The following is a 13,973-nucleotide window of genomic DNA, read 5'->3' as shown; positions in this document are numbered from 1 at the left end:
AACCGCAGATCGTGTTTGATGAACTACGACAGGTTGCTTGATTTGGCGGGTGTTGCACTTCGGAGTTGAATTCGCGATAACCGGCCATGACTAACCTCTTGGAATTTACCTGCCCCATGGAATTGTGGGGCAGATGTGGGGCAGGTGCAACCAATAAATGACTGGAAACGACCTAAAATGACTCAGAAACAGAACAACGAAAACTCAGTAAAAACAGGCTCTGTAGCTGATTCTCGCAGTAAAACCATCGACCACCGTTTCTCCATTGCCCCTATGCTGGACTGGACTGATCGGCATTGCCGTTACTTTCATCGACTGATGAGTCGCCAGACCTTGCTCTATACCGAAATGGTGACCACTGGCGCCATCATCCACGGCAAGGGGGATTATCTGGGTTACAGCGAGCAGGAGCACCCCATCTCCCTGCAACTGGGTGGCAGCAATCCGGCAGATCTGGCGCGCTGCGCCAAGCTGGCCGAGGAGCGTGGCTATGACGAGGTGAACATCAACGTCGGTTGCCCCTCCGATCGGGTGCAGAACGGCCGTTTTGGTGCCTGCCTGATGGGTGAACCGGCGCTGGTGGCTGACTGCGTCAAGGCGATGCGCGATGTGGTCGATATCCCGGTAACGGTGAAGACCCGTATCGGCATCGACGATCAGGACTCCTACGAATTTCTGCAGGCCTTTATCGAACAGGTGCGCGATGCCGGTTGCGACACCTTTATCGTCCATGCCCGCAAGGCGTGGCTGAGTGGTTTAAGCCCCAAGGAGAACCGCGAGATCCCGCCCCTCGATTATCCCCGCGTCTATCGGGTCAAGCAGGATTACCCGGAGCTGACCATCGCCCTCAACGGCGGCGTCACCTCCATGGAGCAGACTCTGGAGCACCTGCAACACGTCGATGGCGTCATGATGGGGCGTGAAGCCTATCAGAACCCCTACATTCTGGCGCAGGTGGACAATCTGGTGTTCGGCCAGAATAACGCCGTGCCGAGTCGCCACGAGGTGGTGCGGATGATGCTGCCCTATATCGAGCAGGAGCTGGCCAAGGGCAACTACCTCTCCCATATGACCCGCCACATTTTGGGGCTGTTCCAGAACATGCAGGGAGCCCGCGCCTGGCGCCGTCACCTGAGCGAGAACGCCTGCAAACCGGGCGCCGGTATTCAGGTGGTGCTGGATGCCATGGCCAAGGTGCCGGAGTTTGCCAGCAGCGAGACGGCCGAATAAGCCGCTGTCAGCAGCAAGAACCACAAAAAGCGCGTCAGTTGACGCGCTTTTTTTCGCTCTATCGCTTCAATATCTGAACTGGTTGATCAGCCGCGAGAGATCCTGCAGCCGCTCCACCAGCAGGGTGATGCCATCGAGGGCTTGCCTGCTGTTGTCGGCGGTGTGGCTGGCCAGCTGGTGGATCTGGTGTACCCCTTCGTCGAGTGTCGCCGTGACGTCGGCCTGCTGGCTCACCGCCTGGGCGATCTCGTCGCTGGTGCGGGTCACCTGTCCCAGCATCCGGTTGATCTGGGTGAGCACGTCGGCGGTGGTGCCCGCGTGCTGCTGGCAGCGATCCGAGGTCTGTGCCCCTTGTGCCATCCCGTCCGACAGCTGTCGGGTGGTCTGTTGCAGCGCCTGGATCATCTCGTGGATCTCGCTGGTCGAGGCGCGGGTCTTCTGGGCCAGCGCCCTCACTTCATCCGCCACCACCGCAAAACCACGCCCCTGTTCGCCAGCCCGGGCCGCCTCGATGGCCGCATTGAGGGCTAGCAGGTTGGTCTGATCGGCGATTTGGCTGATCACTTCCAGAATGCCGCTGATCTTCTGGCTGTCGCTGGTGAGCTGGGCCAGCACAGCGTGGTTGGCATCCAGCTCCTGATGGAGTTGGTTGACGGAGGATTGGGTGGTCGCCAGTGCTTGCAGTCCCTCGGCGGAGACCTGTTGCACCTCGGTGACCAGATTACTCGCCTCATGGGCGCTGTGGGCCACATCGCGAATGGAGTGGCTCAGCTCGGTGATGGCGGTAGCCAGTTGCTCGCTGTGGGCACGCTGCTGCTGCAGGTGAGTATCGATGGTCTGGATGTTGCCCCGGTCATCTTCGGCTGCCTGCAGGATCTGCTGGTTGGTGTCGGCGCTGCGCCCGACCACGGCCTTGAGCTCGGCCTGCTTCATCCGCAAGGCCAGTTCAACGGCCGCCAGGGTGTCGCGCCGCCGGGTGTAGAGTACCTGACAGAGGCGGGTTCCTTTATCTTGATCGGCAAGGGTGAGCAGATGAGCCAGCCGCTGCTGCAAGCGCCAGCCGTGGGTTGCCTGCGCCAGCAGCAACAGGGTAGTGGGTAGCAGCCAGAACAGGTTGCCGGTGGCAAAAGTAGCCAGGGTAGTTAGCAATGCAGAAACGGAGAGCCAGAGGGTCAGCTGGCCCGGTTCAATGTGAAACCGGCTTAGCCAGGGAAGCGCCTTGCCGCTACGCAGCAGGCCATAGAGCTGCTCGGCCCAGGCCACATCGCTGGCGTCGGGTTTGGTGCGCACCGACTGGTACTCGACGATCTCCTTCCGGGCATTGAGGATCGGGGTGACATAAGCGTTTACCCAATAGAACTGACCGCTTTTGGCGCGGTTCTTGACCAGCCCCATCCAGCTTTTGCCCTGTCGCAGCCGCTGCCACATGTCGGCGAAAGCTGCCTTGGGCATGTCGGGGTGACGCACCAGATTGTGGGGCACCCCTTCCATCTCGGCAGCACCATACCCTGCCACATCACAGAAGTGCTGGTTGGCGTAGGTAATATGGCTGGCGGGATCCGTGGTCGAGATCAGTGCGATGTTGTCGGGGAAGTGTATCTCCCCCTCCTGATGGCGTGTGGTCATGTGTCGTTCCTGAAAAAGCCAACTAACTGATAACTATGTTTTTATTGTCGTTCTCAGTTAATCATTCTAAGGCTCTTCAGTGCCCCGAACTTGGCTTGGGTCAATTAATCAACACAATGAATTGATGAAGTGAGGGTCAGCTGGCCGGTGCGAAATCGTGAATTTCGCCGGTTCTCGGTTTAAAGCGCGGATCGCCATCTTTGTAGCTGCGCACCAGTTGCATGGTCTTGCAGAAGCTGGCCTGCTTGTCGTACTCCTGACGGGCCAACTCAATGGCTCGCTCGGCCCGGCGCCGCTCCATCTTGTCAGACTTGCGATCGCTGAACTGTTGCTGCTGTTGCAGCATCCAGCCGACAAACTCTTGCTGGCATTGGGATTCGCTATTGGCCTGCGCAGGCAAGGTCCACAACAGGGGGAGCAGTAACAGATAACGCATGTTCAACCGATGATAAGAGGGGGTGTTCACTAGAAGGGCGGCATTTTATGCCTAAAACTTGAGCATGAACAGTATCAATAAGAGGGCCGCCCGCAGGCGGCCCTCTTCGGTTTCAGCCTTGATTGCCAGTTCAGTGTTTGACGAGATAGAGCTGGCGGCTGTAGGCCACATCTTCCGGGTTGTTGATGGGGTAGCCTTTGAGCCATGGCTTGATGAGACGGGCATTGGTGTACTGGTAGATGGGGGCGATGGGGGCTTGATCCAGCAGGATCGCCTCCGCCTCGCCAAACAGCTTGCTGCGACTGGCGGCATCCTGAGTGCTGGCCGCCTCTGCCAGCAGCTGGTCATAACGGGCATTGGCGAAGCCCGCCATGTTGCCGCTGTGACGGGAGCCCCACAGGCCGAGGAACGCTGACGGGTCGTTGTAGTCGGCGACCCAGGAGGAGCGGATCACCTCGAACTGACCGCTCTGGCGGCTATCGAGATAGGTTTTCCACTCCTGATTGGTCAGTTCTACCTCGGCGCCCAGCTTCTGTTTCCACATACTGGCAATCGCCAGTGCCATCTTCTTGTGAATTTCCGCGGTGTTGTAGAGCAGGGTCAGCTTGAGCGGCTTGTCCGGGCCGTAACCAGCCTCCTTGAGCAGGGCCTTGGCCTTGTTGTCCAGCGCTGGCTGGCTGCTGGTGGAGAGCAGGTTGGCGGCCGGGGTGAAGCTGGCGGTCACATCCGGGGTGAAGTGGTAGGCCGGTTTCTCGCCGGTGCCGAGCACCTTGTCGGCGATCAGGGCGCGATCGATGGTGTAGGAGAGCGCCTTGCGCACCCGCACATCGTTCAGTGGTACCTGACGGGTATTGAAGGCGTAGTAGTAGGTGCCGAGCTGATCCGGGGTATAGACCTCATTCGGGATCTGCCGTTTCAGCTTGTCGTACTGCTCCTTGGGGAAGGATTCGGTGATATGCAGATCGCCCGCCAGATAGCGGTTGGTGGCCGCGCTCTCCTGATTGATCGGCATAAAGATCACCTTGTTCAATACGGTATGGGCCCGATCCCAGTAATAAGGGTTGGGGATCAGCTCCAGCTTCTCGTTGACCACTCGGTTGTTCAGCACAAAGGCACCGTTACCCACAAGTTTGCCGGGTTGGGTCCACTGGTTGCCGTACTGCTCGATGCTGGCCTGATGGAGCGGCGACAGGCTGGGGTGGCTCAGCAGGTTCAGGAAGTAGGGTACCGGTTGGGAGAGGGTCACTTGCAGGGTGTGGTCATCGAGGGCCTTGACTCCCAGCTCGCTGGCAGGCAATTTGCCAGCCACGATCTCATCCACCTTGTCGAAGCGGGCCAACTGGGCAAACCAGGCGAAGGTGGCCGCCTCTTTCGGATCGACCAGCTTGCGCCAGCCGTAGACGAAGTCACCGGCTTTGACCGGATCGCCGTTGGACCAGCGCGCATCCGGGCGCAGATGGAAGGTAAAGAACTGGTTGCCCTTGTTTTCCCAGCTGGCTGCCACCCCGGCAACCGGTTTGCCATCCGGCCCCTGGGTCAACAGCCCCTCGAACAGATCCCGCAGTACCTGCAACTCCGGCAGGCCGACCAGCTTGAGCGGGCTCAGGCTCGCAGGTTCATCCTTGAGGTGGCGAACGACAATCTGCTCGGCGGCGAGTTGTGTTCCGGCGGGAATATCGGCAGCCTGGACAGCAGCACAGCCCAGCAGGGCCAGCAAGGGGCTCCATCCTTTCATGGGTCGGATCCTTCAAATAGTGTGAAGCGGGGTGAAAACTCGGCGAGAAAATATCGCCGACAGATGGGAAATCATGATATCCCGTTTGCTGGTCTGACCGCCAGCATTCGACTCTCACGCCCAATCGGGGTAGCAGAGCGTTTTCGGCGTCTGTGCAGTTCAATGTGGTGAGGAGTATCAAACGATGAAAGCATGGTTATTGCTGGCCTGTGTGTTGAGCCAGGGCGTCTGGGCGTTGGCCCCGTGCCAGAGCGACACGGCGGTGGGCAACTGGTGCGAGATCGGCATTGATGCCTTGCACCCGACTCAGGGGGGCGTCGGTCAGATCCAGGTCGATGAAACCCAGGCCACATTGGCGGGCATGAGCGCAAAGCAGCTCGACAAGTTGATGAAAAAGAAAGAGATCCCCGTGGTGATTGCGCCGGATGGCGGCTACTGGCTGGTAGACCGCCACCATCTCACCAAGGCGCTGTGGCAGCAGGGCGTCAAGGATGCGCGGGTCAAGGTGATTGGTCGCCTGCAGGACAAAGCCAACTTCTGGAGCCAGATGCAGAACAACCACTGGGCCTGGCTCAAGGATGAGAAGGGACAGCCGCTGACCCCTGAGCAGTTGCCGACCCGCATCGACCAGCTGCCTGATTACCCCTATCGCACCCTCGCCGGACTGCTGCAGGATGCTGGCTACTTTCGCAAGGACAAACAGGTCTATTTCGTCGAATTTGCCTGGGCCAGCTGGCTCGGCAAGCAGATGCAGTGGATGCCTGTCGATAACTCCAATCTTGCCGCCCGGCTGCAACAGGCCAAACGGCTCGCCTGCGGCAGTGATGCCAGTGACCTGCCCGGTTATCCCGGCAAGCAGTGCAGCCTCAACCAGTCCAAAAGCGCGCAGTGAGTGAATGTGCGATGGCGGTATCCAGAGCATGCCGGAGATAAAAGAGGGCGACCCCGGGGTCGCCCTCCTGCTGTCAGCTTGTTACTGCTGGTTGGCGGTGGTCACTCATGGCGCTCCGCCCAGCGGGCAGCCGCCTGCTCAAGCAGGGCGACTTCACCTTGCTGGATCAGCGGTAGCAGATCGTTGACCTGTTGATCCGGCCAATCCCACCAGGCGAGGGCCTGTAGCCGGGCAATCTCCTCCTCGCCAAAGCGCATCCGCACCACCCTGGCCGGGGTTCCTGCCACCATGGCATAGGGTGGCACATCCTGATTGACCAGCGAGCGGGCGGCAATGATGGCGCCATCGCCGATGGTAACACCGGGCATGATCATCGCCTCCATGCCGATCCAGACATCGTTGCCGATACGGGTATCGCCGGCAGGGCAGTAGCTGCGCTTGAGCGCCGCCAGATCGGCGAACGGATAGGTGCTGATGAAGGACGTGTTGTGGGTGTGGTTGCCCCCCATGATGATCTTCACCCCGGCAGCAAGCTGCACATAGTCGCCGATATGGAGTCGGTCGATATGCCAGAGCGGCTCCCAGCCGGTTTCCGGGCTGCGGCTAAAAGAATCGCCATGGAGGTAGCGCACCGCCACCTCTTCGAAGGGGCCATCCCAGGCACCCGAGTAGTAGCTGTGCTGACCCTTGAGGCAGATATTGGGGTTGGTCACCGTCAGGTGCAGGTATTCGACCTGCGACCAGTGTTGGCAGGTGTTCATGTTGGTACTCCTTTGCTGAATGGATCGGATGGGTTGCGTTCGCGTGAGCGCAGCTAATAGATCCAGACCAGCATGCGGGGCACGCAGAGCAGGGAGCAGCCCAGCATCTGCGGGAGGCGAGGTCGCATTGTGATGTGCTCCAAAGAAGGGGGGAAGGGCACGATCATAAGGTCGGGCACATGCTTTGCCAAGGTGATGAGAGATCCTGCACTAACCCTCTGGTTGATATTTATTCTCAATTAGCCATGATAACACTCCCACCATGACGGACTCGGGAGAGCGAGATGACACCGCAAAGTTGGCAACGATACATGCTGGAGGCGGAGCGTGCCTGGCAGGCCGGTTCGCTGGGGGCGGCGATCTGCTTTTATCAGCAGGCGCTGGGAGATGTTTACGAGATGACCCAGGTCGAGTTGACCGAGCTGGCCACCATGCGGGTCGCCACCTGCCACCGGCTGGCCGACTTCTGGCGGGCGATGGATGAGCCGACTTATGAGCTGCGCTACCTGAAGCTCGCCTCCGAGCTGGTCACGGCGCTGGTGCCACAATGCCCGAACCGGGAATGCGAGGCGCTGATCAGCGAGCTGGGTTGCTGCCGCGGTGCCCTGCTCGCGTTTCTCAAGCGTCACCCCAATCCGGAAATTGCCCGGCTGATCCAGCTACAGGACAAGGTGCAGGGCTGCGAGTTGATCGGCCGTTTTCGCCTCAACTGAACGGGTTTGGGCGCGGCTCAGCCCCGCCGTTGGAGTTTCTGGGCGATGCGCTGCTGCGCCTCTTCCCCTTGCAGTGCCTGCGCGAAGGCGCGCGCTTCCAGATCGATGACAAAGTGCACTGCCTGTTTAAGCTCCTGCTTGAGCAGTGCCTTGCTCTTTTGCAGCGCCCTGGGCGGTTTGGCTGCCAGCTTCAACCCCTGCTCGCGGGCAAAGTGGAGTAACCCATCGGCGGCCACCACCTTGTTGGCCAGCCCGAGCCGCAGCGCCTGCTCGGCATCAATGGCTTCGGCCAGCAACAACAGCTCGGCCGCCTTGAGGTGCCCCACCAGGCGCGGCAGCAGCAGGCTGGAGGCGAACTCCGGCACCAGCCCCAGTTCGACGAAGGGGAGCTGCAAGCGGGCGTTATCCGCCAGATAGACCAGATCGCAGTGCAGCAGAATGGTGGTGCCAATCCCCACTGCCGGGCCCGCAACGGCGGCGATCACAGGTTTGGGGAAATCGGCCAGGGTGTGGAGGAACTGCAAGATGGGGTCGTCGGGCTCCAGCGCGCTCTTGCCCATAAAGTCGGCCAGATCATTGCCCGCGGTAAAGCAATCTTGTTGCCCCTGTAACAGCAGGACGTGCACCTCCTCATCGGCCGCCACCTCTCGCAGCGCCGCCACCAGTTGTTGATACAACTCGGTATTGAGGGCGTTGCGCTTGTCGGGGCGGTTGAGGGTCAGGGTGAGCAAGCCATCCTGCTGCTCAGCGATGAGAATGGGGGCCATGTCTAAATCCTTGTTATTGAAAGGTGCAAAAAAGGTTGCCGTTGGGGTAACCTCGGGGCCGTTTAACAACATCATAAAAGGATTTCAACCATGTTTAAACGTGCGTTTTATTCTCTGCTGGTTCTGGGTATGACGGCGCCGGCACTGGCCAAGGTCGAGGCCGTCGATGGTTATGTGCGCCTGTTGCCGCCGGGTTCCCCCAACACCGCCGCCTTTATGGTGCTCAAGAATGACGCCGACCAGCCGGTCAAGCTGGTGGCGGCCGCTTCTGCTGCGGCCGGGCGTGCCGAGCTGCACACTCACCTGCACGAAAATGGCGTGATGAAGATGCGTCAGGTCGAGAGCATCGAGATCCCGGCCAAGGGCGAAGCGGTGCTGAAACCGGGCAGCCTGCACATCATGCTGTTCGAGGTGGGCACGCTCTCCGAGCAGACTCCTGTTCCGCTTACCCTCACCATGGATGATGGTCAGAAGCTTGATCTGTCGCTGCCGGTGAAGCCGATTGAGCCGATGGCAGAGATGGATCATATGAAGCACTGACATTTGTCGTCGCTTGTTCAGCATTCCCGCTGGGTATTTTGGCTGTGCCGAGTAAAATAGTGCCCTTTCCATGTATGCAAGAGGAAGTGAAGTGATGAAGAAGACACTGATTGCCGGTTTTGTGTTGGCTCTGTGCAGCCAGAGTGCCATGGCCGCTGACGACTGGCGTTTTGCCGCCGGTGCTGACGTATGGGCAGCCAAGGGCAGTGGTCAGGCTTACGGCACCAGTGCCGATGGCAGCTATGACGACAGCTACAACTGGAACGGCTATCTGCAACTGGAACACGGCATCATCTTCCTGCCGAACGCCAAGTTTGAAGTCTCCGATTTCAGCACCTCCGGCGGCAACTTCAAGAACGACCTGACCGCCTACGATCTGAGCCTCTACTACCGTCTGTTCAACAACGATCTGTTCAAGATCGATCTGGGTATGACCGGTCGTCACTACGATGGCGAGCAGGTTTACTTCGGTCGCAAGGGTTATGACGAAGATACCCTGATGGCCTATGCCGGCAGCGAAGTGAAGATCCCGGGCACCGGTATCTCCTTCTTCGGCGACGTGCGTACCCACGATGCAGACAACTATGACTACCGTCTGGGTGGCGCATACAAGTTCTCCTCCATGCCGATCAAGCTGCGCGCCGGCTGGCGTGAAGCCAAAGTCGATTTCGACAATATCGATCAGTCTGTAGACGGCTGGTTCATGGGTGGTGAATTCACTTTCTAATCTGACGATGGTCTGACGACGCGTCATCAGCATCGAGCAGTGCATTGACGGTCGGCTGGTTTATGGATGGTGAGTTTACTGTCCAATCTGGCCATCAGCTGGCAACGAGGAGGGATAATGGGGCACATCATAGTCACTGGCGCCGGTTCCGGTCTGGGCCGGGCCCTGACCATAGGTCTGGTTGAGCGGGGCCATCAGGTTTCCATGATGGGGCGCCGTTATCAGCGACTGCAGGAGCAGGAGCAACTGCTCGGTAGCGCGGTGATCGGTATTGCTGCCGATCTGGCGCACCATGAAGAGGTCGATGTCGCCTTCGCCGCTGCGGTGGAGTGGGGCGGCTTGCCCGAGCTGGTGCTGCACTGCGCCGGGGTGGGCGAATTCGGCCCGGTCGGTGTCTACACCGCCGAGCAGATCCGCCGGGTGGTGGAGAGCAATCTCATCTCCACCATTCTGGTGGCCCAGCAGACGGTGCGGCTGATCGGCGAGAAAGGCGGAGTGCTGGCCAACGTGCTCTCCTCCGCCGCGCAGGTGGGCAAGGCCAACGAGAGCCTCTACTGCGCCTCCAAATGGGGGATGCGCGGCTTTCTTGAGTCGTTGCGTGCCGAGCTGAAAGGCTCGCCACTGCGGCTGGTCAACCTCTACCCGAGCGGGATCCGCAGCGAATTCTGGGACAATTCGGATCATGTGGATCCGAGCGGTTTCATGACCCCGGAAGATGCGGCGGCCTATATGCTTGACGCACTGGAAGCCAGAAGCAGCTGCCACGTGACCGACCTCTTTATCGGTCGCAATTCCTGAGGCGAAGCCCGCCATCCGGTTGCCGTCGTCAGAACATACAGAAACAAAAAGCGCGCCAAATGGCGCGCTTTTCTATTCAGGCAAGGGGGCGGAATTAACGGCCCAGCTTGGCCTTGAGCATGGCGATGATGTCGCCAATGGCCACTTCCTGCTTCTCGCCGGAGCGGCGGCACTTGTACTCCACCACGCCGTTGTCCAGACCGCGATCGCCGATGACGATGGCGTGCGGGATGCCCAGCAGCTCCATGTCGGCGAACATCACGCCCGGGCGCTCTTTACGGTCGTCGAACAGCACATCGACACCTGCCGCTTTCAGCTCGGCGTAGAACTGCTGTGCCTGCTCGGCCACTCGCTCGGATTTGTGCATGTTCATCGGCACGATGGCCACTTCGAACGGAGCGATAGCATCCGGCCAGATGATACCGTACTGGTCGTTGTTCTGCTCGATGGCGGCAGCCACCAGACGGGAAACCCCGATACCGTAGCAACCCATCTCCATGGTGACGGATTTGCCGCCTTCGTTCAGCACGCTCGCCTTCATCGCTTCGGAGTACTTGGTACCCAGCTGGAAGATGTGGCCCACTTCGATACCGCGCTTGAGCAGCAGCTTGCCCTGGCCGCACGGGCTCGGGTCGCCTTCCACCACGTTGCGCAGGTCGGCAACTTCATAGGTAGCGATGTCACGATCCCAGTTGGCACCGGTCAGGTGGAAACCGGTCTCGTTGGCGCCGCAGACGAAGTCCGCCAGATGGGCGGCGCTGCGATCGACGATGATACGACCGGCAAATCCGACCGGGCCGATGGAGCCTGCATCGCAACCGGCGGCAGCTTTGATCTGCTCGTCGTTGGCGAAGGTCAGCGGGTTGGCAACGCCAGCCAGTTTCTCGGCCTTGATTTCGTTCAGCTCGTGATCGCCACGCAGTACCAGCGCGATGACGGCCTGTTTGCCGTGCTCATCTTCCTCTGCCAGTACCAGCAGAGTCTTGGCGATGGCGGTCGGTGCCACGTTCAGGAAGGCGGCTACTTCGTCGATGGTGTGAACATTCGGGGTGGCGACCTTGGTCAGGGCCGCGGTAGCAGCTGCGCGCTCACCCGCCGGCGCCAGCGCTTCGGCCATCTCGATGTTGGCGGCGTAATCTGATGTATCGGAGAAGGCGATCAAATCTTCACCGCTCTCGGCCAGCACCTGGAATTCGTGGGAACCGGTACCGCCGATGGAGCCGGTATCGGCCTGCACCGGACGGAAGTTCAGACCCATGCGGGTGAACGCCTTGCAGTAGGCGGCGTGCATCTTCTCGTAGGTATCGACCAAGGACTCTTTGTCGATGTGGAAGGAGTAGGCATCCTTCATCAGGAATTCACGGCCGCGCATCACGCCGAAACGGGGGCGCACTTCGTCGCGGAACTTGGTCTGGATCTGGTAGAGGTTGAGCGGCAGCTGCTTGTAGCTGTTCACTTCGTAACGCACCAGCGCAGTAATCACCTCTTCGTGGGTCGGGCCCAGTACGAAGGGACGGTTGTGGCGGTCGGTCAGACGGCACAGCTCGGGACCGTAGTCATCCCAGCGGCCGGACTCCTGCCACAGCTCGGCGGGTTGCACCACCGGCATGGAGACTTCGACGGCACCAGCATTGTTCATCTCTTCGCGAACAATGTTCTCGATTTTCTTCAGTACCCGCAGACCGGTTGGCAACCAGGCATACATGCCGGAGGCCAGTTTACGGATCATCCCGGCGCGCAGCATCAGCTGGTGGCTGACAACTTCAGCGTCGGAGGGGGTTTCCTTGAGAGTGGAAAGCAGATATTGGCTGGTACGCATCGCGGTAGACCTTAGCTAGAACGGGCGCGGGGCCCAGGATAATTTCAAGGGCGGAATTTTAACAGGCTGGGCGTTGCGGCCCAAGGGCTAAATTTGCCGCAACCCGAAAGGTGGCAGCGCCCGGCAGATGGCCAGAGGCAATGACCATTGCAACAAGCAGGCTTTTTATGCCTGCAATTTGGCCGGATCTCCGCTAAACTCTGCCACCTTTTCTCGATGGGCATGGTTTTTCCGCGTCCATCACCCCCATTTTTTAGTACTTTTGGAGCCGCTCATGCCGTTAGTGGGACATCAACACCAGATCGAGATCCTGGAACTGACCGACAAAGGAGATGGCAAAGGACGCCTGTTCGATCGCCCCCTGTTTGTCGAAGGTCTGCTGCCGGGTGAGCAGGCGTTGGTCGAGCTGACCGAGGTCAAGCCCAACTACCTGCACGGCAAGGTTGCCGAGCTGCTCCAGCCCTCCGCCGACCGGGTAGCCGACTTCTGCCCCAACACCGAGTGCGGAGGCTGTCAGGTGCGTCCGCTGGCTTATCCGGCCCAGCTCAAGCTCAAGCAGGCCCTGGTGCAGAGCGCCCTGGAGCAGGCCGGGCTGGGTGATACTCCGGTCAAGGATATCCTTGGCATGGAGAGCCCGTTCGCCTATCGCAACAAGGCGCAATATGCAGTACGCAGTTGTGAAGCGGGCGCCGAGATCGGTTTTTATCGCAAGCACTCCCACGACCTCATCACCGCCGATGACTGCGCGGTGCAGGACTCGCTGCACGTGGAACTGAACGCCCGGGTGCGCAACTGGATGCGCGAGCATGACATCGCCGCCTATGACGAAGTGAACCACACCGGCTGCGTGCGCAACCTGATGACCCGCAAGGGCTTCAAGAGCGGCGAGCTGATGGTGGTGCTGGTGACCCTGAGCGAGGAGCTGCCGTTCGAAGCCGAGCTGCTGGCTGCCCTGAGCGATCTGCCGGTCACCACTCTGGTGCAGAACATCAACGATGAGCGCACCAACCGTATTCTGGGCGCTACCAACCGGGTGCTGCTGGGTGAAGGGGTGATCCGCGACAAGATCCACGAACTCGAGTTCGAGATTTCGCCGCTCTCCTTCTTCCAGAACAACCCGACCCAGACCGATGTGCTCTACTCCAGCGCGCTTGAGTATGCCGAGCTGACCGGTAACGAAACAGTGTTCGACATCTATTGCGGTATCGGCACCATCTCCCTGTTCCTGGCAGGCAAGGCCGCCAAGGTGGTGGGGATCGAGTCGGTCGAGAGCGCCATCAGCGATGCCCGTCGCAACGCCGCCCTCAACGGCATCGAGCACACCGAATTCCACGTCGGTAAAGCCGAACAGCTGATGCCCGAGCTGCACGCGCAGGGCGTGACCGCTGACGTGGTGGTGATGGATCCGCCCCGCAAGGGTTGTGACAAGGCGGTACTGCAGACCCTGGTCGCCATGGCGCCCCGTCGTCTGGTCTATGTCTCCTGCAACCCGCAGACCTTGGCCCGCGACCTTGCCTGGCTGGTCAAGCAGGGCTTCGTGCTGGACGAGGTGCAGCCGGTCGATATGTTCCCGCACTCCATGCATGTGGAAGCGGTTGCCCGCCTGAGCCTGCCAGCGAAAGCGTGATCGCACATTGGCGCGGAGCGATTGACATGTTCCTCCTCCACGCCATGCATGTGGCAGCGGTTGCCCGTCTGAGCTTGCCAGCGAAAGCGTGATCGGACACTGGCGCGTAGCGATTGACATGTTCCTCCTCCACGCCATGCATGTGGAAGCGGTTGCTCGCCTGAGCCAGCCCGCCAAGGCGTGAGTCATCGCCTGATACTCGCCCATAAAAAAACGACGCCAGCTGGCGTAATGCCGATCAGTTAAGGATCCATTGACCGATCCTCCTGATGTGTAAAAATCCGAAACCTGTTGATTGGTTT

13 protein-coding genes are annotated in these 13,973 nt (G+C 60.0%); 7 read left to right on the top strand and 6 right to left on the bottom strand.

Translation table 11 applies throughout. The annotated features are described in order from the left end of the window. The first annotated feature begins 177 nt into the window (after positions 1-177). A complete protein-coding gene (gene dusA, locus OKC27_RS21345) occupies positions 178-1,230 on the top strand; it encodes a tRNA dihydrouridine(20/20a) synthase DusA (RefSeq protein ID WP_270806679.1) in 1,053 nt (350 codons plus the stop codon). 66 nt (positions 1,231-1,296) lie between these two features. Here dusA and OKC27_RS21340 read toward each other — a convergent pair whose 3' ends face one another. The 3 genes from OKC27_RS21340 to OKC27_RS21330 all read right to left on the bottom strand — a co-directional run bounded on the left by OKC27_RS21340 (position 1,297) and on the right by OKC27_RS21330 (position 5,027). Further along, on the bottom strand, positions 1,297-2,856 hold the full coding sequence (locus tag OKC27_RS21340; RefSeq protein WP_270693309.1) for a methyl-accepting chemotaxis protein: 1,560 nt from the start codon (positions 2,854-2,856) through the stop codon (positions 1,297-1,299). A 136-nt stretch (positions 2,857-2,992) separates the two neighbouring features. Beyond that, positions 2,993-3,292 (bottom strand): hypothetical protein, encoded by a 300-nt coding sequence (locus OKC27_RS21335; RefSeq protein WP_042062966.1) that lies wholly within the window; start codon positions 3,290-3,292, stop codon positions 2,993-2,995. Between the two features lie 130 nt (positions 3,293-3,422). Next, positions 3,423-5,027 carry a peptide ABC transporter substrate-binding protein gene (locus OKC27_RS21330; RefSeq protein ID WP_270693310.1) on the bottom strand — a complete coding sequence of 535 codons (1,605 nt, stop codon included), beginning with the start codon at positions 5,025-5,027 and terminating at the stop codon, positions 3,423-3,425. A 184-nt stretch (positions 5,028-5,211) separates the two neighbouring features. On the opposite strand from OKC27_RS21330, the gene OKC27_RS21325 reads away from it, so the two are divergent. Next, positions 5,212-5,919 carry a ParB-like protein gene (locus OKC27_RS21325; RefSeq protein ID WP_058052285.1) on the top strand — a complete coding sequence of 236 codons (708 nt, stop codon included), beginning with the start codon at positions 5,212-5,214 and terminating at the stop codon, positions 5,917-5,919. Positions 5,920-6,020: 101 nt separating this feature from the next. Here the strand turns inward: OKC27_RS21325 and OKC27_RS21320 are convergent, their stop codons facing one another. Further along, positions 6,021-6,680 (bottom strand): CatB-related O-acetyltransferase, encoded by a 660-nt coding sequence (locus OKC27_RS21320; RefSeq protein WP_270806678.1) that lies wholly within the window; start codon positions 6,678-6,680, stop codon positions 6,021-6,023. A 284-nt stretch (positions 6,681-6,964) separates the two neighbouring features. Here OKC27_RS21320 and OKC27_RS21315 point away from each other — a divergent pair, with 284 nt between their 5' ends. Further along, positions 6,965-7,393 (top strand): DUF2753 family protein, encoded by a 429-nt coding sequence (locus tag OKC27_RS21315; RefSeq protein ID WP_005335785.1) that lies wholly within the window; start codon positions 6,965-6,967, stop codon positions 7,391-7,393. Positions 7,394-7,410: 17 nt separating this feature from the next. Here the strand turns inward: OKC27_RS21315 and OKC27_RS21310 are convergent, their stop codons facing one another. Then, the gene (locus OKC27_RS21310) at positions 7,411-8,160 is read right to left on the bottom strand and encodes an enoyl-CoA hydratase-related protein (protein WP_270806677.1); all 750 of its coding nucleotides are present in this window, start codon (positions 8,158-8,160) and stop codon (positions 7,411-7,413) included. Positions 8,161-8,250: 90 nt separating this feature from the next. On the opposite strand from OKC27_RS21310, the gene OKC27_RS21305 reads away from it, so the two are divergent. From OKC27_RS21305 to OKC27_RS21295, 3 genes are all read left to right on the top strand, one after another. Continuing rightward, on the top strand, positions 8,251-8,700 hold the full coding sequence (locus OKC27_RS21305; protein WP_111806201.1) for a copper chaperone PCu(A)C: 450 nt from the start codon (positions 8,251-8,253) through the stop codon (positions 8,698-8,700). 94 nt (positions 8,701-8,794) lie between these two features. Further along, positions 8,795-9,427, top strand: a complete 633-nt coding sequence (locus tag OKC27_RS21300; protein ID WP_042062979.1) for a TIGR04219 family outer membrane beta-barrel protein — start codon at positions 8,795-8,797, stop codon at positions 9,425-9,427. Between the two features lie 117 nt (positions 9,428-9,544). Then, the gene (locus OKC27_RS21295; RefSeq protein ID WP_270806676.1) at positions 9,545-10,225 is read left to right on the top strand and encodes an SDR family oxidoreductase; all 681 of its coding nucleotides are present in this window, start codon (positions 9,545-9,547) and stop codon (positions 10,223-10,225) included. A gap of 94 nt (positions 10,226-10,319) precedes the next feature. Here OKC27_RS21295 and OKC27_RS21290 read toward each other — a convergent pair whose 3' ends face one another. After that, positions 10,320-12,044: a proline--tRNA ligase gene (locus OKC27_RS21290; RefSeq protein ID WP_075113191.1), complete on the bottom strand. Its 1,725-nt coding sequence runs from the start codon at positions 12,042-12,044 to the stop codon at positions 10,320-10,322. Between the two features lie 274 nt (positions 12,045-12,318). On the opposite strand from OKC27_RS21290, the gene rlmD reads away from it, so the two are divergent. Beyond that, positions 12,319-13,671, top strand: coding sequence for a 23S rRNA (uracil(1939)-C(5))-methyltransferase RlmD (rlmD, locus tag OKC27_RS21285; protein WP_270806675.1), 1,353 nt, complete (start codon positions 12,319-12,321; stop codon positions 13,669-13,671). Positions 13,672-13,973: the final 302 nt, after the last annotated feature.

It is taken from the genome of Aeromonas sp. QDB62, assembly GCF_027705695.1.
Lineage (GTDB): Bacteria > Pseudomonadota > Gammaproteobacteria > Enterobacterales > Aeromonadaceae > Aeromonas > Aeromonas allosaccharophila.
This window is presented reverse-complemented; position numbering and strand designations above follow the sequence as displayed.

What these genes read in the sequence shown, in the direction of transcription:
- dusA (WP_270806679.1), top strand. Translation starts at nt 178, where the DNA reads ATGACTCAGAAACAGAACAACGAAAACTCAGTAAAAACAGGCTCTGTA.
- OKC27_RS21325 (WP_058052285.1), top strand. Translation starts at nt 5,212, where the DNA reads ATGAAAGCATGGTTATTGCTGGCCTGTGTGTTGAGCCAGGGCGTCTGG.
- OKC27_RS21290 (WP_075113191.1), bottom strand. Translation starts at nt 12,044, where the DNA reads ATGCGTACCAGCCAATATCTGCTTTCCACTCTCAAGGAAACCCCCTCC.
- OKC27_RS21305 (WP_111806201.1), top strand. Translation starts at nt 8,251, where the DNA reads ATGTTTAAACGTGCGTTTTATTCTCTGCTGGTTCTGGGTATGACGGCG.
- OKC27_RS21335 (WP_042062966.1), bottom strand. Translation starts at nt 3,292, where the DNA reads ATGCGTTATCTGTTACTGCTCCCCCTGTTGTGGACCTTGCCTGCGCAG.
- rlmD (WP_270806675.1), top strand. Translation starts at nt 12,319, where the DNA reads ATGCCGTTAGTGGGACATCAACACCAGATCGAGATCCTGGAACTGACC.
- OKC27_RS21295 (WP_270806676.1), top strand. Translation starts at nt 9,545, where the DNA reads ATGGGGCACATCATAGTCACTGGCGCCGGTTCCGGTCTGGGCCGGGCC.
- OKC27_RS21340 (WP_270693309.1), bottom strand. Translation starts at nt 2,856, where the DNA reads ATGACCACACGCCATCAGGAGGGGGAGATACACTTCCCCGACAACATC.
- OKC27_RS21330 (WP_270693310.1), bottom strand. Translation starts at nt 5,027, where the DNA reads ATGAAAGGATGGAGCCCCTTGCTGGCCCTGCTGGGCTGTGCTGCTGTC.
- OKC27_RS21310 (WP_270806677.1), bottom strand. Translation starts at nt 8,160, where the DNA reads ATGGCCCCCATTCTCATCGCTGAGCAGCAGGATGGCTTGCTCACCCTG.
- OKC27_RS21320 (WP_270806678.1), bottom strand. Translation starts at nt 6,680, where the DNA reads ATGAACACCTGCCAACACTGGTCGCAGGTCGAATACCTGCACCTGACG.
- OKC27_RS21300 (WP_042062979.1), top strand. Translation starts at nt 8,795, where the DNA reads ATGAAGAAGACACTGATTGCCGGTTTTGTGTTGGCTCTGTGCAGCCAG.
- OKC27_RS21315 (WP_005335785.1), top strand. Translation starts at nt 6,965, where the DNA reads ATGACACCGCAAAGTTGGCAACGATACATGCTGGAGGCGGAGCGTGCC.